This window comes from Streptomyces sp. TG1A-60 (assembly GCF_037201975.1).
Lineage (GTDB): Bacteria > Actinomycetota > Actinomycetes > Streptomycetales > Streptomycetaceae > Streptomyces.
In genome coordinates this window covers 6,797,354-6,815,837 of sequence record NZ_CP147520.1, presented here as the reverse complement: position 1 = coordinate 6,815,837, position 18,484 = coordinate 6,797,354, and the positions used below count along the sequence as shown (strand labels likewise).

Annotated in this window: 15 protein-coding genes and 1 pseudogene; 5 read left to right on the top strand and 11 right to left on the bottom strand. The window is 72.0% G+C overall.

Annotated features, from left to right (window positions below; genetic code table 11):
• Positions 1–92 precede the first annotated feature (92 nt).
• From WBG99_RS29835 to WBG99_RS29815, 5 genes and pseudogenes are all read right to left on the bottom strand, one after another.
• Positions 93–911, bottom strand: a complete 819-nt coding sequence (locus tag WBG99_RS29835) for an RNA methyltransferase (RefSeq protein ID WP_338899262.1) — start codon at positions 909–911, stop codon at positions 93–95.
• A gap of 96 nt (positions 912–1,007) precedes the next feature.
• Positions 1,008–2,240 carry a uroporphyrinogen-III C-methyltransferase gene (cobA, locus tag WBG99_RS29830; RefSeq protein WP_338899261.1) on the bottom strand — a complete coding sequence of 411 codons (1,233 nt, stop codon included), beginning with the start codon at positions 2,238–2,240 and terminating at the stop codon, positions 1,008–1,010.
• A 250-nt stretch (positions 2,241–2,490) separates the two neighbouring features.
• Positions 2,491–6,768, bottom strand: a complete 4,278-nt coding sequence (cobT, locus tag WBG99_RS29825; protein ID WP_338899260.1) for a nicotinate-nucleotide--dimethylbenzimidazole phosphoribosyltransferase — start codon at positions 6,766–6,768, stop codon at positions 2,491–2,493.
• A gap of 345 nt (positions 6,769–7,113) precedes the next feature.
• Positions 7,114–8,324, bottom strand: a pseudogene (cbiE, locus tag WBG99_RS29820) (precorrin-6y C5,15-methyltransferase (decarboxylating) subunit CbiE).
• Positions 8,325–8,451: 127 nt separating this feature from the next.
• Positions 8,452–9,090 carry a GNAT family N-acetyltransferase gene (locus WBG99_RS29815; RefSeq protein WP_338899259.1) on the bottom strand — a complete coding sequence of 213 codons (639 nt, stop codon included), beginning with the start codon at positions 9,088–9,090 and terminating at the stop codon, positions 8,452–8,454.
• A gap of 387 nt (positions 9,091–9,477) precedes the next feature.
• On the opposite strand from WBG99_RS29815, the gene WBG99_RS29810 reads away from it, so the two are divergent.
• Together WBG99_RS29810 and WBG99_RS29805 are read left to right on the top strand one after the other, a co-directional pair.
• Positions 9,478–9,837 carry a hypothetical protein gene (locus WBG99_RS29810; protein WP_338899258.1) on the top strand — a complete coding sequence of 120 codons (360 nt, stop codon included), beginning with the start codon at positions 9,478–9,480 and terminating at the stop codon, positions 9,835–9,837.
• A gap of 61 nt (positions 9,838–9,898) precedes the next feature.
• Positions 9,899–10,273 (top strand): hypothetical protein, encoded by a 375-nt coding sequence (locus WBG99_RS29805; RefSeq protein ID WP_338900526.1) that lies wholly within the window; start codon positions 9,899–9,901, stop codon positions 10,271–10,273.
• 125 nt (positions 10,274–10,398) lie between these two features.
• Here WBG99_RS29805 and WBG99_RS29800 read toward each other — a convergent pair whose 3' ends face one another.
• The 3 genes from WBG99_RS29800 to WBG99_RS29790 all read right to left on the bottom strand — a co-directional run bounded on the left by WBG99_RS29800 (position 10,399) and on the right by WBG99_RS29790 (position 12,713).
• On the bottom strand, positions 10,399–10,896 hold the full coding sequence (locus WBG99_RS29800) for a GNAT family N-acetyltransferase (RefSeq protein WP_338899257.1): 498 nt from the start codon (positions 10,894–10,896) through the stop codon (positions 10,399–10,401).
• 45 nt (positions 10,897–10,941) lie between these two features.
• Positions 10,942–11,448 (bottom strand): sigma-70 family RNA polymerase sigma factor, encoded by a 507-nt coding sequence (locus WBG99_RS29795; protein ID WP_338899256.1) that lies wholly within the window; start codon positions 11,446–11,448, stop codon positions 10,942–10,944.
• Positions 11,449–11,522: 74 nt separating this feature from the next.
• Positions 11,523–12,713: a glycerophosphodiester phosphodiesterase gene (locus tag WBG99_RS29790; RefSeq protein ID WP_338899255.1), complete on the bottom strand. Its 1,191-nt coding sequence runs from the start codon at positions 12,711–12,713 to the stop codon at positions 11,523–11,525.
• A gap of 329 nt (positions 12,714–13,042) precedes the next feature.
• Between WBG99_RS29790 and WBG99_RS29785 the strand changes: the two genes are divergently transcribed.
• A complete protein-coding gene (locus WBG99_RS29785; protein WP_338899254.1) occupies positions 13,043–13,717 on the top strand; it encodes a lysophospholipid acyltransferase family protein in 675 nt (224 codons plus the stop codon).
• Between the two features lie 395 nt (positions 13,718–14,112).
• On the opposite strand, the gene WBG99_RS29780 is transcribed toward WBG99_RS29785, so the two are convergent.
• The 3 genes from WBG99_RS29780 to WBG99_RS29770 form a co-directional block, all read right to left on the bottom strand.
• A complete protein-coding gene (locus WBG99_RS29780; protein ID WP_338899253.1) occupies positions 14,113–15,084 on the bottom strand; it encodes an aldo/keto reductase in 972 nt (323 codons plus the stop codon).
• A gap of 251 nt (positions 15,085–15,335) precedes the next feature.
• Complete coding sequence (gene argH / locus WBG99_RS29775) at positions 15,336–16,769, bottom strand: argininosuccinate lyase (RefSeq protein WP_338899252.1); 1,434 nt, start codon at positions 16,767–16,769, stop codon at positions 15,336–15,338.
• A 42-nt stretch (positions 16,770–16,811) separates the two neighbouring features.
• Positions 16,812–16,955 carry a hypothetical protein gene (locus WBG99_RS29770; protein ID WP_338899251.1) on the bottom strand — a complete coding sequence of 48 codons (144 nt, stop codon included), beginning with the start codon at positions 16,953–16,955 and terminating at the stop codon, positions 16,812–16,814.
• Between the two features lie 156 nt (positions 16,956–17,111).
• Between WBG99_RS29770 and WBG99_RS29765 the strand changes: the two genes are divergently transcribed.
• Positions 17,112–17,558: a hypothetical protein gene (locus WBG99_RS29765; RefSeq protein WP_338899250.1), complete on the top strand. Its 447-nt coding sequence runs from the start codon at positions 17,112–17,114 to the stop codon at positions 17,556–17,558.
• 253 nt (positions 17,559–17,811) lie between these two features.
• Positions 17,812–18,405 (top strand): pyridoxamine 5'-phosphate oxidase family protein, encoded by a 594-nt coding sequence (locus tag WBG99_RS29760; protein ID WP_338899249.1) that lies wholly within the window; start codon positions 17,812–17,814, stop codon positions 18,403–18,405.
• Positions 18,406–18,484 lie beyond the last annotated feature (79 nt).

Genomic DNA, 18,484 nt, shown 5'->3' with positions numbered 1-18,484 from the left:
CGGGACTGCGTTTGCGCGCTGCGGGCTGCAGGAGGGCGATCGCGCGGTTTGCCCGCGCCTCTGGCGGGGCGCGGCACTCCCACCGACGCCCCTCAGGTCTGCGGACGGCCCGTCGCCACCGCGTAGAAGGCGACGGCCGCCGCCGCGCCCACGTTGAGGGAGTCGACGCCGTGGGCCATGGGGATGCGGACCCATTCGTCGGCGGACATGAGGGCCTTGGTGGAGAGACCGTCGCCCTCGGCGCCGAGCATGAGGGCGACGCGGTCCATGCGGTGCGGCGCGGCCTCGTCGAGAGACCTCGCCTTCTCGTCCGGAGTGAGGGCGAGCAGGGTGAAGCCGGCGTCGCGGACGGCGTCGAGGCCCTTGGGCCAGGTGTCCAGACGGGCGTACGGGACGGAGAAGACCGCGCCCATGGAGACCTTGACGCTGCGCCGGTAGAGCGGGTCGGCGCAGTCCGGGGAGAGCAGGACGGCGTCCATGCCGAGGGCGGCGGCCGAGCGGAAGATCGCGCCGATGTTGGTGTGGTCGTTGACCGACTCCATGATCACGACCCGGCGGGCGGCCCCGAGCAGCTGGTCCGCCGTCGGCAGGGGCTTGCGCTGCATGGAGGCGAGGGCGCCCCGGTGGACGTGGTAGCCGGTGACCTGCTCGGCGAGTTCCGGGCTGACCGCGTAGACGGGGGCCGGCATTTCGTCGATCACGTCGCGCATGACGTCGACCCACTTGGCGGAGAGCAGCATCGAGCGCATCTCGTAGCCGGCTTCCTTGGCCCGTCTGATGACCTTCTCACCCTCGGCGATGAACAGCCCCTCGGCGGGTTCGCGCCTGCGGCGCAGTTCCACGTCCGTCAGGCCGGTGTAGTCGCGCAGGCGCGGGTCGGCGGGTTCCTCGACGGTGATGAGTTCGGCCACAGGGTGATACTGCCTTGTCCTGGGTGTGGTGCCAACGGCTTGGAGCGGGTGGGTTACCCACGGTTACGTGAGTGTGGGCCGGGTCGCCGACCGGAATCAGGCGCTCGCCGCGGGCCCCACCCTCACGACCGCGCCGACGACGATGACCGCCGGCGGCTTGACCTCCTGGGTACGCACGGCCTCCTCGACGGTGGCGAGCGTGGCGTCGACCCGGCGTTGGGCGGCCGTGGTGCCCTCCTGGACCAGGGCGACCGGGGTGTCCGGGGATTTGCCGTTGGCCACCAGGGCCTCGGCGATCCGGCCGATCTTGTCGACGCCCATCAGGATCACGAGCGTGCCGGTCAGCCGGGCGAGGGAGGGCCAGTCGACCAGCGAACGCTCGTCGTCGGGGGCCACATGGCCGCTGACCACAGTGAACTCATGGGCGACGCCCCGATGGGTGACCGGGATGCCGGCCGCGCCGGGGACGGAGATCGAGCTGGAGATGCCGGGGACGACCGTGCAGGGGATGCCGGCCTCGGCGAGCGCGTGTAGTTCCTCCATGCCACGGCCGAAGACGTACGGGTCGCCGCCCTTGAGCCGGACGACCGACTTGCCCTGCTTGGCGTGCTCGATGAGTGCGTTGTTGATCGCTTCCTGCGCCATGAACCGGCCGTACGGGATCTTCGCCGCGTCGATCACCTCGACGTGCGGGGGGAGTTCGGCGAGCAGGTCGCGTGGGCCGAGACGGTCGGCGATGACGACGTCGGCCTCGGCGAGGAGGCGGCGGCCTCGGACGGTGATCAGGTCCGGGTCACCGGGGCCGCCGCCGACCAGGGCGACACCGGGGGTGCGGGTGCGGTGGTGGGGGGCGACGAGGGTGCCGTCGCGCAGGCCCTCGACGACCGCGTCGCGGATGGCGGCGGTGTGGCGGGGGTCGCGGCCCTGGGCCTTGGCGGTGAGGACGGCGACCGTGACGCCCTCGCTGTGGCCGGTCGCCGGGGTCCAGGCGGTGGCTTCCTCGGCGTTGTCGGAGCGGACGCACCAGATGCGGTGGCGCTCCGCTTCGGCCGAGGCACGGGCGTTCGCCTCCGGGTCGCCGGTGGCGATCAGGACGTACCAGGCCCCGGCCAGGTCACCCTCCGTGTAGGGGCGCTTCTCCCAGGTCAGCTCGCGGGCGTCGGCCATCGCCTCCACGGAGGGGGTGGCGGACGGGGAGACGAGGAGGATGTCGGCACCGGCCGCGATGAGGGCGGGGAGACGGCGTTGGGCGACCTGGCCCCCGCCGATGACGACCACTCGGCGGCCGGTGAGGCGGAGGCCTACGGGGTAGGCGGGGTGTTCGGCCATGAGGGGGCGGCTCCTCTTGCGGCGGCGGTGCGGTGGGCGCGCTGCGGCTTTGGAGCGGCCCTGACGTGCGGATTTTACGCGCAGGCTGGTGGGGCGGTGCGGTTGGTGGGGGCTGAGCGCCGTCGCCGGGTGCGGGTGACCGGTCTGTGCCCACCCGCTCCGCCCTGCGGAACGACTGCTCACAGACCGGCGGCGTACCGCCCGGAGCCCGGCTTCGTCCGAGCCGGGAAGGCACCCGGCACCGACTTCCCTACTTCTCGGTCACCCCCGCCGAGTCGAACGTCGCCACCTCGTGCATCGCCCTTGCCGCGCTCTGGACCACCGGGAGGGCGAGCAGGGCGCCCGTGCCCTCGCCGAGGCGGAGATCGAGGTCGACGAGGGGGCGGAGACCGAGTTTCTGGAGGGCGGCGACGTGGCCGGGTTCGGCACTGCGGTGGCCGGCGATGCAGGCGGCGAGGACCTCGGGGGCGATGGCGCGGGCCACCAGGGCGGCGGCGCCGGCGCTGACGCCGTCGAGGATCACCGGTGTACGGAGGGAGGCTCCGCCCAGGAGGAGGCCGACGATCGCCGCGTGTTCGAAGCCGCCGATCGCGGCCAGGACGCCGATGGGGTCGGCGGGGTCCGGCTGGTGGAGCTCGATGGCGCGGCGTACGACGTCGGTCTTGCGGGCCAGGGTCTCGTCGTTGATGCCGGTGCCCCGGCCGGTGACCTCGGCAGGGTCCGCGCCGGTGAAGACGGAGATGAGGGCGGCGGAGGCCGTGGTGTTGGCGATGCCCATCTCGCCCGTGAGGAGCGCCTTGTTGCCGGCCGCCACCAGGTCACGGGCCGTCTCGATGCCCACCTCGATGGCCTTCTTGGCTTCCTCACTGGTCATCGCGGGGCCGGTGGTCATGTCGGACGTACCGGCCCGGACCTTGCGCGGCAGCAGACCCGGCGTGGCCGGGAGGTCGCTCGCCACACCGACGTCCACGACGCAGACCTCGGCGCCCACCTGGGTGGCGAAGGCGTTGCAGACCGCTCCCCCGCCGAGGAAGTTGGCCACCATCTGGGCCGTCACCTCCTGCGGCCAGGGGGTGACTCCCTGGGCGTGGACGCCGTGGTCACCGGCGAAGATCGCGACGGCCGCGGGCTCCGGGATCGGCGGCGGGCACTGGCGGGAGAGACCGGACAGCTGGGCGGAGATGATCTCCAGCATGCCGAGCGCGCCCGCCGGCTTCGTCATCCGCTTCTGGCGCTCCCATGCCTCGCCGAGCGCCTTGGCGTCCAGCGGGCGGATTCCGGCGACGGTCTCGGCGAGCAGGTCGTGCGGCTCGGCGCCGGGCAGGGCGCGGCGGCCGTATGTCTCCTCGTGGACGACCCAGGACAGCGGGCGGCGCTTGGCCCAGCCCGCCTGCATCAGCTCGGGCTCCTGCGGGAACTCGTCGACGTATCCGACGCACAGGTACGCCACGACCTCCAGATGTCCGGGCAGGCCGAGGGCGCGGACCATCTCGCGCTCGTCGAAGAAGCTGACCCAGCCGACACCGAGGCCCTCGGCGCGGGCCGCGAGCCACAGGTTCTCCACCGCGAGGGCGGAGGAGTACGGGGCCATCTGCGGCTGCGTGTGGCGCCCCAGGGTGTGACGGCCGCCGCGCGTCGGGTCGGCGGTGACGACGATGTTCACCGGGGTGCCGAGGATGGCCTCGATCTTCAGTTCCTTGAACTGCTTCGCCCGGCCCTTCGGCAACGACTTCGCGTACGCCTCGCGCTGGCGCTGGGCGAGCTCGTGCATCGTGCGTCGTGTCTCGGCCGAGCGGATGACGACGAAGTCCCAGGGCTGCGAGTGGCCGACGGAGGGTGCCGTGTGGGCGGCCTCCAGGACGCGGAGCAGCACGTCGTGCGGGATCGGGTCGCCGCGGAAGCCGTTGCGGATGTCGCGGCGCTCGCGCATGACCTTGAGGACGGCCTCGCGTTCGGCGTCGTCGTAGGCGGGCGCGGCCGGGCCGATGGGCCGACGTGCTTCTTCTTGTACGTCTTCGGGTGTTTCCTCCACCCGGGCCGCGCTCTCTTCGGCTGCTGCCGCCGCGGCTGCCGCTTCGCTGTCCGTCTGGTCTTCCTGGTTCTCCCGGTCGGCGGCCCTGGTGTCCAGGTCGTCCGCGTTCTGGGCGACGTCGGGCTCCGCGTCGGCCGCGGCGAGCGGCTGCGGTACGACGGTCGTCTCGGTCTCGGAGTCCCGGGGCGCGGGGACCGTGGCCACGGGCTCCGTCGCCTCCGGCTGTGGCTCCGGGGCGTCCGCCGTCTGCCCCTCGGCCGCCGGGAACTCGGCGGCGACGGGCGTCGGCCGGTCGTCGACGGGGGGCGGCGGGACCACCATCCCCTGGGGCGGGGCAGGGGCCAGGTGCGGAGTGGTCGGCACGGAGACCTCCACGGGCACGAACTGGCCCAGCGGCTGCGCGGCCTCGGCATCGGCCTGGGGCTCGGGCTCCTGGGAGCCGGCCGGCGCTGGAGCATCGGGGGCGGGCTCGGCCTGGGGTTGGACGACGGCGCCCTGGGGCGCGTCGATCTGGGAGGCCACGGGGTTCGGCGCCTCGGCGACAGCGGGGTCCACGGTTACGGGGTCCATGGCAGCGGGGTCCTCGGCAGCGGGCTCGGCGGGAGCTTCCCCGGCCGGCTGTTCGGCGGGGGCGGGCTCCTCGGCGTCCGGGGCCTCGTCCGTCCGGTCGGCTGTGTTCACCTCCGTGGCCTGGGCCTCGGCTTCGGGCGCGGGCGGCTGCACGGACTGCGGGACGGTCTCGGCGACCTGCGCCGGCTGGTCCGCCTGGTCGACCTCGACCGGGGTGTCCTCCGCGACCGGCTCGGTGGTCTGCGGGCCCTGTACGGCGGGCTGCGGCTCCGGCTGCGGCGGATCGAGGGGCCGCGCCTCCTCGGCGACGGCCTCCGGCCGAGGCGCCGGGGCCACCACCGGCTGGGCCGCCTCGGACATCTGGACCTCTGTCACTTCGGCCGCCGTCGGCTGCGGTTCCTCGACGGCCGACGCCTCCGCCGGCTGCTGCGGGTCCTGGGCGAGCCCGGGATCCTGCGCGGCGTCGTCCGGTGCGACGCTCGCGGCCTGCTCGTCCGGGGCCACGGGGGCGTTCTCCTGGTCCGGCTCGGCGGTCGCGGTCTGCGGGTCCGGCACATCGGTGGCGGACTGCCGCTCCGGCACGGCGGTCGGCGCACCCTCCTCGGGGGCAGCGGCCTGGGGGGCGTCCACCGCAGCCGTCGGCGCGTCGGCCGGGGCCTGCTCGTCCTGCGCGGGCACCGGCGTCGCGGCGTCGGCCTCCGGCGGCGCGTCCGCGTCGGCGGGCCGGGCCGGTACGTACGCGTCGAGGGGCTCGGCACCCTCCTCGGGCTCCTGCGGAACCTGGGCGACGTCCTGAGCCTCGGCGGCCACCTGGGGCTGGACCGGGTCGGAGTCCTGGGCAGCCGGGGAGAACGGCGTGGCCTCCGGCGCCTGGGCCGCCGGCACGGCATCCACGAGGGCCGTGCCCACCGGCTCGGGGGTCTGCGGGCCCTCGGCCTGCGGGGCCGCCGCCACTGGCGGGACCTCGGCGGCCTCGGGCGCGGATGGCGCCACGGCCGCCTCCGGGACCTGGGGCTGAGTGACGGACGGGGCCTCAGCGGTCACCGGGCCCTGCTGCTGACCGGCGGCCGAGGCGTGGACGGCCTCCGGACCCTGCGGCCGAACAGCAGCCGGAGCCTGAGCAGGCTCCGAGTTCTCAGGCCGGGCAGCAGCCGGAACCTCGACCGCCTGCGGAGTCTGCGGCTGAGCGGCGACCGGTGCCCCGACGGCGTCCGGGGTCCGGAACTGGGCGGCTGCGGCCTCCTGGGCCAGGGCGTAGGCGGCGTCCTGGGCCTGGTACAGGGCCTCGGCGGCCAGGGCCTCCTGCTCTCCCTGCGCCACGTCCTCGGCGGGCGGCGCCTGCGCCACGGCCACGGAAGCCTGCTCCTCCTGCGGAACGACCGTTTCTGCGGTCGCAGCCCCGGCAACCACTCCGGGCGCGACCGGAGCGGATGCGTCGGCCCAGGGCGTCGCGGCCTGCGGGGGCACGTCGAGGTACTCGGGGCCGGTGGCGGTCGGGCCGGGCCGGCGTACGGCGCCGGGCGGGACGGGGGCGCCCGCCGGACCCCGGTCGGCCAGGGAACGGACCGGACTGGCGGAGGCGTCGGGGGTGGGCGGGCCGAGGTGCAGCGGTCGGCGCGCCACCGGAGGCTGCGGGACGGGCGTCGCGACGGGGGCGCGGACGGCGCCGAGGTCGAGCGAGCCGCTGTCCCTGCCCGACATCTCGTGCGGGCCGGGCTCGTGGACGACCTGGACGACGGGCTCGGGGGCGGGCGGCGGCATTTCGTTGCCCCACGCGCCCTGGGCGCCCGGCAGGAGGAGGTCTTCGTCCTCGGTGGTGGTCTCGGAGAGGTAGGTGTACGCACCCGGCGCAGGGACGCCCGGCTGCTCCACCATGCCTGCGCTCTCCGGCTGCCCCTCGCCCGGGACCTGGCCGGTGTCGGTCATGCGTACCCCTCGCCCATCAATTAGTGCCTCCATGCCAGCTGGCCCGGGAACGGCGCACCTACCGCCCCACTGTGGAGAACGAGCGTGCGTGCCCAGCGGCACGTGACGACCGCCTGCATGTCGACAAAGCCATTGACTGGCCATTGTCCCGGTCGTCCCGCCGTCGCGACAGGTTGATCCGCGACGGTCCGCTGTGGACTGCGCCACGTTGCGCGTCCCCCGGTTCCGCCGTACCACACACGCCCTCAAAACGGGCACGGTTTCCGGACATTGACCGACGAAGTGCCGGGTGCCGAAGTGCGGTACAACGATCGGCCAGCCTACCGCGCCGGTACGACGACCGGATCACGGGGAACGTTCGGGCAATGTCCCGCTGAGCAGGAACGCAACGCTCCGTTGCCGTTCCGTCCAGGCTCTTGTGTCGAGTTCGACGGACTGGACGAACTCGCACCGGACGTCGTATCCGTGCTCGGTCAGGTCCCGTCCGACGCGCTCGGCGGCGGGGCGGGTCAGGGCGTGGGTGACGATGCTCCGGGGGCGGCGGTCGGCGACGGCGGAGACCACCGCCGCTCCCCCACCGCCGACGCGTACGACGTCGGGTTCGGGGAGGTTCTCCATGATGTGCGGGGCCGTGCCGTGGACGACCTGGAGCTGGACGCCGAAGCGGCGGGCGGCGAGGGTCGTACGGCCGCAGGCCTCGGGGTCGCGGTCGACGGCGATGACGGCGGCGCCGCAGCGGGCGGCCTCGGTGGCGAAGGCGCCGCTGCCGGAGCCGATGTCCCAGACCAGATCGCCCACGCGCGGTCCCAGGCGGGCCAGTTGGGAGGAGCGCAGCACTTCGGCCTCACCCTCGCCCATGGCGCCGCCGTAGACGCCGGCGGGCAGGGTCCAGCCGCGTGGGCCGGCGCCGGGGGCGCGGCCTGCGAACCAGCCGCCACCCTCGGCCGCGGTGACGGGCCCGCCGATGACGATGACGAGGTTGGGGTCGCGCCAGGTGTGGTCGACGGCCTTGTCGGAGGTGACGACGGTGACGCGTTCGCGTTCGGTGCCGAGCTCCTCGCAGATCACGAAGGTGCGGTGAACTCCGTCGAGCAGCAGGCCGAGTTCGGCGGGTCCGGCGCCGGGCGAGGTGAGGACGGCGACCTTGGTGTGGGCGCGGCAGACGTTCACCGCGCGGCGCAGCGTGCGGCGGTGGGCGACGACCACCTGGGCGTCGTCCCAGGGCATTCCGGCGCGGGCGAAGGCGGCGGCCACGGAGGAGACACCGGGGACGACCTCGACCTCCAGGCCGAACTCGGGGCCGCGCAGGGTGCGGACGACTCCGAAGAAGCCCGGGTCGCCGTCGGCGAACACGACGGCCGTGCCTCGGTGGGCGGCGATGCGGCGGGCGGCGAGGGAGACGCTGCCGAGCCGGATGCGTTCGGCGGCCGGGGGCACCTCGGGCAGGGCCAGATGGTGGGCCGCGCCCGCGACCAGCGTGGCGGCGGCGAGAGCGGAGCGCGCCGCGGCGGTCAGGGGGAGCCGTCCCAGCCGATCACCGTGACCCGGTCGGCCATCGTCGTCAGTCTCCAGGGGGTCTTCGCAGGTCGTCGGGAGTGCCCGCACGGGGGTCCCGTGAGAGTACCTGGTGGCACGGTGGGACCCGGCGGCCGGGCGGCGGCCGTGCGCGTGCCCGTGGGTTGTTCAGTTCCAGTCCGAGTAGGAGCCGAAACCACTGCTGTCGGCCAGTTCCTCGCCGACGCCCTCGATGTCCTCCGGGAGGAGGCTCCAGACGATGAAGTCCGTGCGGACCTCGGTCCAGCTGTCCTCGGCGGTACGGCTGCGCGCTATGCAGGCGTTGCGCAGCACACCCTCGCTGATACAGCCGATCTTCTGCGCGACCTGCTGCGAGGCGGTGTTGTCGGCGGCGGTGCGCAGCTCGATGCGCTCGAACTTCTGCTCGCGGAACAGCCATTGGGCGGTCGCGAGGGCGGCTTCGGAGGCGTAGCCCTCGCCGCGCGCCCAGGGCGCGACGACGTACGACAGTTCGGCGGACCGGACGTGCCAGTTGGTCTTGGTCAACTGGATGACGCCGACCAGACGCTGGGTGAGGAACTCGGTGACGGCGAGGTCGAGGCCGCGCCCGGAGGTGCGTTCAGTGGGCACGTACTCCGTGATCCAGGTGCGGGCACCGTGTTCGGTGAAGGGCTGCGGGACATCGGTCCAGGCCATCACCTGCTCGTCGTTCATCATCTCGGTGAGCGCCTGGACGTCGCCCTCGTCGAACGGGCGCAGAACCAACCGCTCCGTGCTGATGGAGATGTCGGGGAAGGTGCTCGTCATGCGCCGCTCCGTAACATTCGAAACCTTTGAGAGTCTGATGAACTGCCCAGCATGCAGCATGAAAGCACTGAATCGCACCACGAGGCCCACCCGCGGTGAGCGAGTGGACCCCGTGCGTGGCGATACGCCGTATACGTGCCGTCGGCTCAGAAGGACGGGACGACCGAGCCGTCGCTCCACTTGTCCTCGATGTTTCCGTCGCCGACTCGGGCGAGTGACGACTGTCCGCATGCCGGACGATTTCCGGCGGCGTACCCCCAGGTCAGGACAGGTAGCGTCCACCTGGCGGGCATCTGCCGCGGCCGTCAAGCCACGATGGGCCGTCGACGGGTTTCACCGCGCGGGGCCGGGCGCGGCGGGGCTTTTGGGCCGTAATAGGGTCGCGGCATGCTTGTTCCCCTGACGGTGACGACCGCCGTCGCCGCGCTTCTGCTCGCCGCCTGGTGCTGCTGGGCCGCGTACCGCGATCAGCCGACCAAGGACTGGCACTTCATCGGCATGGCCGTGGTGTCGGTGCTGGCCCTCGTGCAACTGGTCGTCGGGATCGTGCACTTGGCGCGCGGGGCGAAGCCGGAGCAGGGGACCACGATCTTCGTGTCGTACCTCCTCGGGGCGTTCGCCTGCGTCCCGGCGACCGGGTTCATGTCGCTGGCGGAGCGGACACGCTGGGGCAGCGTGACCGTCGCGGCGGGCGGTGTGGTGCTCGCCGTACTGCAGGTGCGGCTCTACGACATCTGGGGAGGCTGACGTGTCCGCCGTGCGGGAGGAACCGGAGACCGAGCGGGCACGGCTCATCAGCGGGCCGGGGATGTTGCTCGTGTGGTTGTACGGCGTGATGGTCGTCGGGGCGGTGTCGCGGTCGATCGTGCAGATCTCGACCGAGTTCGCACACGCGCCGCTCGCCTATGCGCTGTCGGCGGTGGCGGGTGTTGTGTACGGCTTCATCACGTACTCGTTGGTGCGTGGCGGGGAGTTCGCCCGGAAGGCGGCACGGATCTGCTGTGCGGTCGAACTGGCCGGCGTACTGGTCGTCGGGACCTGGACGCTGGTCGAGCCGTCGGCGTTCCCCGACAAGACCGTGTGGTCGGACTACGGGATCGGGTACCTCTTCATTCCCGTCATTCTTCCGATCACCGCGATGTACTGGCTGCGGACGGGTGCGCGGCGGGGGCAGGCCGCCTGAGAGCCTGCCGGGTGCCCTCCGGTCCGGCGCCCGAACCCTGGCACGCACGTTCGCCGCACGGCCGGTCGCGCCCATGCGGCGGAGCCGCGATCGGACTCTGCCCCGCACCCCTTCCGGGCCGCCTTCTATGCCGTCGCCGCGTACGCTCCCGCCGGCTTCTCCAGGACCACCATCGGAACGCCGTCCTGGCCCTGGCTGGTGCCGACGGTCTCGTAGCCGACTCGGCGGTACAGCCGGAGGTTGCCCTCGCTGCGCCGGCCGGCACTGAGGCGGAACCTGGTGGCGCCGCGCTCCCCGGCCAGGGCGGATTCGGCCGCGCGGAGCAGCCTCGCGCCGATGCCGTGGCCCTGGAGGCGGGGGTGGACGCAGAGTTTGCCGATGGAGGCGGTGCCGTCGTCGAGGAGGGTGCCGTGGACGGAGCCGACCACCTCGTCACCCAGTCGGGCCACGAACACGCAGTCCGAGGCGACCTCAGCGCGGACGGAGTCGAGGCTCTGGACGAGCGGATCGATGCGGTAGTTGCCGTACAGCGCCGCCTCGCTCTGGAAACACAGGTATCTCAGCCTGAAGATCTGGTCGGCGTCCTGCCCGGTCGCCACGGAGATGGTCACGCTCATGCCCATGTGTGCACGCCTCCCGCTCACCTGCTCACCCGATGTCCCTGACTCCTATCCCCTCGGTTCGCGTGCCGCAACCTCCGCGGCCAGCAATCGCCGAAGACATCCCAGGCATCTGGAACGTTCCGGACCGAGGCTGCCCTGTGAGATGCCCAACTCGCCCGCGATCTCACGATACGTGAGGTCCTGCGGGGACAGCAGGGCCGCGAGCAACCGGGGGCAGCGGCCGGGCAGCCGGCGTACCGCCGCGTGCAGCGCGCGACGGCGGGCGGCCGTGAGTGCCTGCTGTTCGGGGCCGGGGGCGTGCTCGTCGGCGGGCTCGGCGACGTACGGCCGTTCGAGTCGGGCCGTGCGGCGGCTGAGGCGGGCCTCGAAACGGACGGCGCTGCGCAGCCAGCCCTCGGGGTCGGCGGGCGGGCCGTCGGTGTCGAGCCGTTCCAGCAGGCGCAGCCAGACCGCCTGCTCCAGGTCCCCCGCCTCCGCACCGGCCGCGGAGGCCTCGGCCGACACTTCCGCGACCAGCAGGGGCCGGAGGGTGGCGAGCATGTCGTGTGTCATATGCCCCGGGACGCCGCCGCCCCGGCAGGGGGTTGCCGGGGCGGCGGGGAGTCACCCCAACCGGGGCACGGAGCTCAGTCGTTGACGAAGTCCGCGTGGGCCAGCAGGCCCGTGTCCGGGTTGTCGGTGAAGATGCCGTCGATGCCGGTCGCGAAATACACCGCCAACGCGCCGAAGGCGTCGCCGTAGGCGTTGGGGTCCGTGCCCTTGCGGAAGTCGGCGGGCAGGAAGGTGTTCTCGTTGCGCAGGGTGTAGGGGTGCAGGATCAGGCCCTTGGCGTGCGCGTCGGCGACGAGGGTGGTCGGCGTGGTGAGGTTGCCGCTCGCGTCCTTCGGGATGACGAGGTCGAGCAGCGGGCCGATCCCCTGGGCGTAGGAGGCGATCCAGGCCAGCCCCTCGGGCGTGATCAGATCGGCGACGGTGCGCGGGTCCCCCGCCTCGACGAAGTCGTACGGCCGGTCGTCGGGCGTCCACAGCAGCACCACGCGCGGCGTGCCGACCAGTCGGCTCATCCGTTCCATGCTGCTCGGCTCGAACGACTGCAGGAAGGTGGGCGAGTTCTTCTTGTGACGGTTGTACTTGCGGAGCAGCCTTGCGAGCGGCTCCTCCAGCCCCAGGCCCAGCTTGCGGAAGTAGGTGGGGTGCTTGGTCTCGACGTGCAGCCAGATGCGCCGACCGCGCTTCCGGCCCTCCCTGTCGGCCCAGCGCAGCACCTCCTCGAAGGAGGGGATCTGCCAGCGACCGTCGTAGAGCGTGTTCTCCTGCCGGTTGCCCGGGATGCGCTCCTTGGCGCGCAGGGTCTTCAGCTCGGCGAGGGTGAAGTCCTCGGTGAACCAACCGGTGTAGGAGACCCCGTCGACGACCTTCGTGGCCCTGCGGGCGGCGAACTCCGGGTGCGCCGCGACGTCGGTCGTGCCGGTGATGTCGTTCTCGTGACGGCACACCAGGTGACCGTCCTTGGTGGGCACGAGGTCCTGTTCGATGACGTGAGCGCCCATGTCGAGGGCGAGCTGGTACGAGCCGAGGGTGTGCTCCGGGCGGTACCCGCTGGCACCTCGGTGCGCGATGACCGTGGGCACCGGCAGGCTCCGGTATCCACCGCCCGAGTCACCGCCCCCCTTCTCCTCGTCCGCTCTCGCCGCGCCCGGCATTCCGAGGACCGCTCCGCCCGCTCCGAGCACCGCGGCCCCGAGCAGCGCCCGTCGGCCCGTTGCCCGTGCCTGCTCCTGCCAGTCCTGCGACTGCCGCGACTCCTGCGTACCCATGAGGCTCCTCCCACTGCGATGCCCTGCACCTGTCAAAGCGGGACGATCGTAGGTGTCCTGAGGTGACCGTCGGGAGACCTGGGACCGAACAGGCGGAAGACACGCCGTGTCGTACGAGAGGCGGAAGGTGACGGAGTTTCGGTCCGGTGACGCGATGTCCGTCACATGTCGCGGGCGGTGACAGCTCGACATCAGTGCGTCACCGCAGGTGAAGGCGCGTCAACAGCAGGTATCGACTCGGTCAACCCGATGTGCGCCACCCTGGGGGCCGGGAGTATTGTCCTCACCTGCACAGACTTGTACCGGAACCCTTGACATAGGAGGGCTCGTTGTCCCGCTTCGTGCTCATCAAGGCAGTGCTCGGACCGATCATGCGCCTGATGTTCCGCCCACGGGTGGAGGGCGCGGAGCACATCCCGGGAGGCGGTCCGGTCATCCTCGCGGGCAACCACCTGACCTTCATCGACTCGATGATCCTGCCGCTGGTCTGCGACCGTCAGGTCTTCTTCATCGGCAAGGACGAGTACGTCACCGGCAAGGGGATCAAAGGCCGCCTGATGGCCTGGTTCTTCACCGGCGTCGGCATGATTCCCGTCGACCGCGACGGCGGCCGGGGCGGGGTCGCCGCGCTGATGACCGGGCGGCGGATCCTGGACGAGGGCAAGGTCTTCGGGATCTACCCGGAGGGGACGCGGTCGCCCGACGGCCGGCTGTACCGGGGGCGGACGGGGATCGCCCGGCTGACGCTGATGACGGGGGCGCCGGTGGTGCCGTTCGCGATGATCGGGACGGACAAGATCCAGCCGGGAGGTGCGGGGCTGCCCCGGCCGCACCGGGTCACCGTGCGGTTCGGTGAGGCGATGGAGTTCTCCCGGTACGAGGGGATGGACCGGGACCGGTATGTGCTGCGGGCGGTGACCGATTCCGTGATGACCGAGGTCATGCGGCTTTCCGGGCAGGAGTACGTGGACATGTACGCGTCCAAGGCGAAGGAAGCGGCGTAGTTCCGCCGGGAGCGCCGGGGACATCGGTCGTTCGTCGGCTGCGGGTCCGTGGAACGGCTTGTCGCGCCCACGCGGCGGAGCCCCATGTCGATCCCGCCCCGCGTCCCCTCGGGGGCGGCTGTCCTACTGTCGGCCGCGGAGCACGAACCATGCCGCTGCCGCGGTGGCCGGCAGGGCTGCCGCGCCCGCGGCGATGGTGAGGCCGTCGACGAATGACGCGCGGGCCGACGCGCGTGTGGCCTCTGCCGTGTCCGCCGGCATGACTGCCGCCGGTTCCACCGCGCCGCCCAGGCAGCTTCTTGCGACCGACCCGGTCGCCGAGGCTGCCGGCCGAGACATTCTCGTCTCATCGCCGGCATGGCCGTCTCACGCATGGTCCCTCGGCAGGGTTCCAGTCAGTGCCAGGGAAGCTGCCCGCGCTTCGCCCAGTACGTCTGCGGGTCCTCGACGAGGTCCGCGAGACGGGTCACCTGCTCGTCGTCGAGGTCGACGACCGCCCCGTGCAGGTTGGAGGCGAGCTGGTTGGTGGTGGCGGCGCCGGAGAGGACGACACCGGCCCACGGCTGCCGCAGGATCAGCGCCAGGGCGACCGCGTCACAGTCGAGACCCGTCTCCTCGGCCACCGCCTTCAGGACGTCCGGGGCGTGCGCGCCGGCCAGGCGGCCGTTGGCCATGCCCTCCTTGACGATCACGGTGAGCCCCGCGTCGTACGCCTCGGCGAGGGCGGGGGCGACGGAGGTCTCCAGGGCGTTGTACGTCGACTGGACGGTACGGAAGAGCGGTTCGCCGTCGACCGTCACGGCGAGGGCGGTCCGGATGGCCTCGGCCTGCGCGGGGCCGCTGGTGGAGAAGCCGACGGTGACGCCCTGGGCGGCGGCCTCCGCCAGCCTGGCGTGGAGTTCCTTGTCGGTGAGGGCCGCACTGTCCGGGGTCACCGAATGGATCTGGTAGAGGTCGAGCCGGTCACCGAGCAGTTCGGCGCTCTCGGCGCGCTGGCGCTCGTACGTCGGGAGGCTGTGGTCCTTGACCTCGTGCTTCTCGGCGTCGGTGGTCCAGCCGGCCGTGTAGGTGTAGCCCCATTTGCTGCCGACGACGATGTCGTCGAGGTGCGGGTGGGCGGTCAGCCAGTCGGCGAGGAACTGCTCCGAGAGGCCGTAGGAGCGGGCCGCGTCGAAGTAGCGGACGCCCTGGGCGTAGGCGGCGTCGAGGAGTTCGTGGGTGCGGGCGCGGAGGGCGTCGACGGTGCGGTCGTCGGGAAGGTCGCCGTCACGGCCGAGGTTGATGTAACCGGGGCGGGCGACTGCGGCGAGGCCGAGTCCGATGTGGCAGGTGGGGGTTGTCGCTGCGGCCAGTCGGGCGAAGGGCATCGCGGGCTCCGTTCGGTCGGCTCCTTTGGGGCTTGCGACCAACGTAACCCGCGATGACCTTCGTTGTGCGGCGCGGTGGGCACCCGGGAGTTCCTCGCCCCGCCGCGACCACCCCTCCCCGTCACCAGGGGCTGGGCCCCTTCACCCCCTGGCCCGCCTGAGAGCTCGGTTCCTGCTGTGCTCCGGCGGGTGGGGGTGCGTTGGAGCTTGTCGGCGGTTCCCCGCGCCCCTGAGGACACCGGGGGTTTTCCTTACTTGTTGCCCTTGGCCGTCGCCCACTCGTGCTGGGCCGCCACGTCCGCCTTGATCTCCGCGAGCTGGGTGGCCACCGCGCTCGGGGCCGTTCCTCCGCGACCGTCGCGGGAGGCCAGGGCGCCCGGAACGTTCAAGACCGAGCGGACCTCCGGGGTCAGGTGGGCCGAGATCTTGGCGAACTGGTCGTCCGTCAGGTCGTTCAGCTCCTTGTTCTCGGCCTCGGCGGCCTTGACGCACTCGCCGGCGACCTCGTGGGCGACGCGGAAGGGGACACCCTGCTTGACGAGCCACTCGGCGATGTCGGTGGCCAGGGAGAAGCCGGCGGGGGCCAGTTCCTCCATGCGCTCGCGGTGGACGGTGAGGGTGGCCATCATGCCGGTGAAGGCGGGCAGCAGGACTTCCAGCTGGTCGATGGAGTCGAAGACCGGCTCCTTGTCCTCCTGGAGGTCGCGGTTGTAGGCCAGCGGGAGGGCCTTCAGCGTCGCCAGCAGGCCCGTCAGGTTGCCGATCAGACGGCCGCTCTTGCCGCGCGCCAGCTCCGCGATGTCCGGGTTCTTCTTCTGCGGCATGATCGACGAGCCTGTGGAGAACGCGTCGTGGAGGGTGACGAAGGAGAACTCCTTCGTGTTCCAGATGATGACCTCCTCGGCGATCCGGGAGAGGTTCACGCCGATCATCGCGGTGATGAAGGCGAACTCGGCGACGAAGTCGCGGGACGCCGTGCCGTCGATGGAGTTCGCGGAACTGCCGTGCTCGAAGCCGAGGTCCTTGGCCACCGCCTCCGGGTCCAGGCCGAGGCTGCTGCCCGCGAGGGCGCCCGAGCCGTACGGGGAGACGGCCGTGCGCTCGTCCCACTGGCGCAGGCGTTCCGCGTCCCGGGAGAGGGACTGCACGTGGGCGAGGACGTGGTGGGCGAAGAGGACCGGCTGGGCGTGCTGGAGGTGGGTGCGGCCGGGCATCGCCACGTCCGGGTGGGCCTCCGCGAGACCGATCAGCGCGTCCTGGAGATCTGCGATCAGGCCGCCGATCGTGCGGGCGTGGTCGCGCAGGTACATCCGGAAGAGGGTCGCGACCTGGTCGTTGCGGGACCGGCCGGCGCGCAGCTTGCCACCCAGGTCGGGGCCGAGGCGCTCCAGGAGACCGCGCTCCAGGGCCGTGTGCACGTCCTCGTCGGCGATGGTGCCGACGAAGGAGCCGTCCGCGACGTCCGCCTCCAGCCGGTCCAGGCCGGCCAGCATGTCCGTGAGCTCGTCGTCCGTGAGCAGGCCCGCCTTGCGCAGCACGCGCGCGTGGGCGCGGGAGCCCGCGATGTCGTACGGCGCGAGCCGCCAGTCGAAGTGGACGGACGCGGACAGCTTCGCCAGGGCCTCGGCGGGACCGTCGGCGAAACGGCCGCCCCAGAGCCGTACGTCACCGCTGTTGCTGCTCACTCGCGTTGCTCCTAGAGAGGGTGTGGATGTGGACGCGGACCTTTATACGCCTTGGGCCGGGTCGCATCGGCCGTGAATCTCCTCGGCGATCCGGCCGATGGTGACGGAGGTGTCAAGACCGCCCGAGTAGGCCGGTGCGACGCACTCGGTCACCGGGTTCTCCTCACGCCGTACCGATTCATGCATGAGTATGCAGAGTTATGCATGAATCGTCAATCTGGGAGAAGTTCGGGAGAGGCCGAGAGAGGTTTGAACAAACGAAACCGCTTGCCCGTAACTCTCACCGAACGCAGGCGCCGCGTTTGTTCACACCGACCACCCCGACCCGAGTGAGGCATCCGCATGTCCAGGGCTCTTCCGAAGTACAACAAGCGTCGCGTAGGGATCATCGGCGGCGCCGCCGCGGTCGTGCTGTCCGGAGCGGTCATCGCCGGTTCCGCCCTCGCCGGGGAAGGCGCCGGCAACAACAACCAGGACGCCGCGGCGAACGCCTCGCCCGGCGCCATCTCCTGCCCGGCGGTCGAGGGCAGCCTCCCGGCGATCCCGGCCTCCGCACAGGCCGAGGTCGACCGCAACCTCTCCCAGCTGCAGACGCAGATCCAGGAGGCCAACCAGCGCCTGATCGACACCGTCGGCCAGGGCGGCCCCAACTTCGTCCAGAACGCCATCCTCGGCCCGCTGGAGGACAAGCGCGTCGCCGCGCTCAACCGCATCGAGACCGCCATCGGCCGCGCCGCCGCCAAGCCCGAGGGCCTCGAAGCCCTCGCCCCCTGCCAGCTCAACCAGTAGTCCGCTCGGCCGTCACGGGGACCGGCCCGCCCGGCCAGTGACCACCTGCGCTCCTTGCGGGTGACAGGGGCCGTGGCCGGCCCGCGCGGCCGACCGGGGCGGCACGGAAGCCTGGTTCCGGGTGGATCCCAGCGATGGTGATCCACCCGGAACAGCCGTCTCCGCGGTCGGCCCCTCGGGCAGAGTCCGACCACCTCGGGCAATCGATCAATTCCTTAGACAGCCGAAGCATTACCGTCGATAATCGCTGGACATGGGAAAGACCTACGAGCGCATCGACGGCCGCCTGCGTACGTTCATCGAGGCCCAGCCCCTCTTCTTCACCGCGTCCGCGCCGCTGTCCGCCGAGGGCACGGTCAACGTCTCCCCCAAGGGCCTCAAGGGCTCGTTCGCGATCCTCGACGAACTGACCGTCGCGTACCTGGACTTCGCCGGGTCCACCGCGGAGACGATCGCGCATCTGCGTGAGAACGGCCGGATCACCCTGATGTGGTGCGCCTTCCAGGGCCCGCCCACCATCGTGCGCGTGCACGGCAAGGGCGAGGCCGTCTTCCGTGACGACCCGCGCTTCACGGATCTCCTCGCCCGCTTCCCCGGCATCGACCCGGCCCCGCACGGCCTGCGGGCGATCATCGTGGTCAGAGCCGAACGCATCCGCGACAGCTGCGGCTTCGCCGTGCCGTCCATGGCGTACGAGGAGGACCGCGAACTGCACGGCCGGCGTTTCGCGCGCGAGGACGACGCCTCGCTCAGCGCGTACTTCAGCTCCAAGGAGTACGTCGGAACCAGCCTGGACGGCCTCCCCGGGCTGCCGCTACCGCTGCCACTGCCGCCCGCCGACGGCTGAAGCGTCAGTTGTGCGGGCGGCTGAACACACGGCACTCGCTGCACGTATGTGTGGGCCAAGGGTCCAGCCCACCACGGAG

What these genes read in the sequence shown, in the direction of transcription:
- WBG99_RS29810 (WP_338899258.1), top strand. Translation starts at nt 9,478, where the DNA reads ATGCTTGTTCCCCTGACGGTGACGACCGCCGTCGCCGCGCTTCTGCTC.
- WBG99_RS29795 (WP_338899256.1), bottom strand. Translation starts at nt 11,448, where the DNA reads ATGACACACGACATGCTCGCCACCCTCCGGCCCCTGCTGGTCGCGGAA.
- WBG99_RS29805 (WP_338900526.1), top strand. Translation starts at nt 9,899, where the DNA reads ATGTTGCTCGTGTGGTTGTACGGCGTGATGGTCGTCGGGGCGGTGTCG.
- WBG99_RS29815 (WP_338899259.1), bottom strand. Translation starts at nt 9,090, where the DNA reads ATGACGAGCACCTTCCCCGACATCTCCATCAGCACGGAGCGGTTGGTT.
- WBG99_RS29800 (WP_338899257.1), bottom strand. Translation starts at nt 10,896, where the DNA reads ATGGGCATGAGCGTGACCATCTCCGTGGCGACCGGGCAGGACGCCGAC.
- cobT (WP_338899260.1), bottom strand. Translation starts at nt 6,768, where the DNA reads ATGACCGACACCGGCCAGGTCCCGGGCGAGGGGCAGCCGGAGAGCGCA.
- WBG99_RS29765 (WP_338899250.1), top strand. Translation starts at nt 17,112, where the DNA reads ATGTCCAGGGCTCTTCCGAAGTACAACAAGCGTCGCGTAGGGATCATC.
- WBG99_RS29760 (WP_338899249.1), top strand. Translation starts at nt 17,812, where the DNA reads ATGGGAAAGACCTACGAGCGCATCGACGGCCGCCTGCGTACGTTCATC.
- WBG99_RS29770 (WP_338899251.1), bottom strand. Translation starts at nt 16,955, where the DNA reads ATGCATGAATCGGTACGGCGTGAGGAGAACCCGGTGACCGAGTGCGTC.
- WBG99_RS29790 (WP_338899255.1), bottom strand. Translation starts at nt 12,713, where the DNA reads ATGGGTACGCAGGAGTCGCGGCAGTCGCAGGACTGGCAGGAGCAGGCA.
- WBG99_RS29780 (WP_338899253.1), bottom strand. Translation starts at nt 15,084, where the DNA reads ATGCCCTTCGCCCGACTGGCCGCAGCGACAACCCCCACCTGCCACATC.
- cobA (WP_338899261.1), bottom strand. Translation starts at nt 2,240, where the DNA reads ATGGCCGAACACCCCGCCTACCCCGTAGGCCTCCGCCTCACCGGCCGC.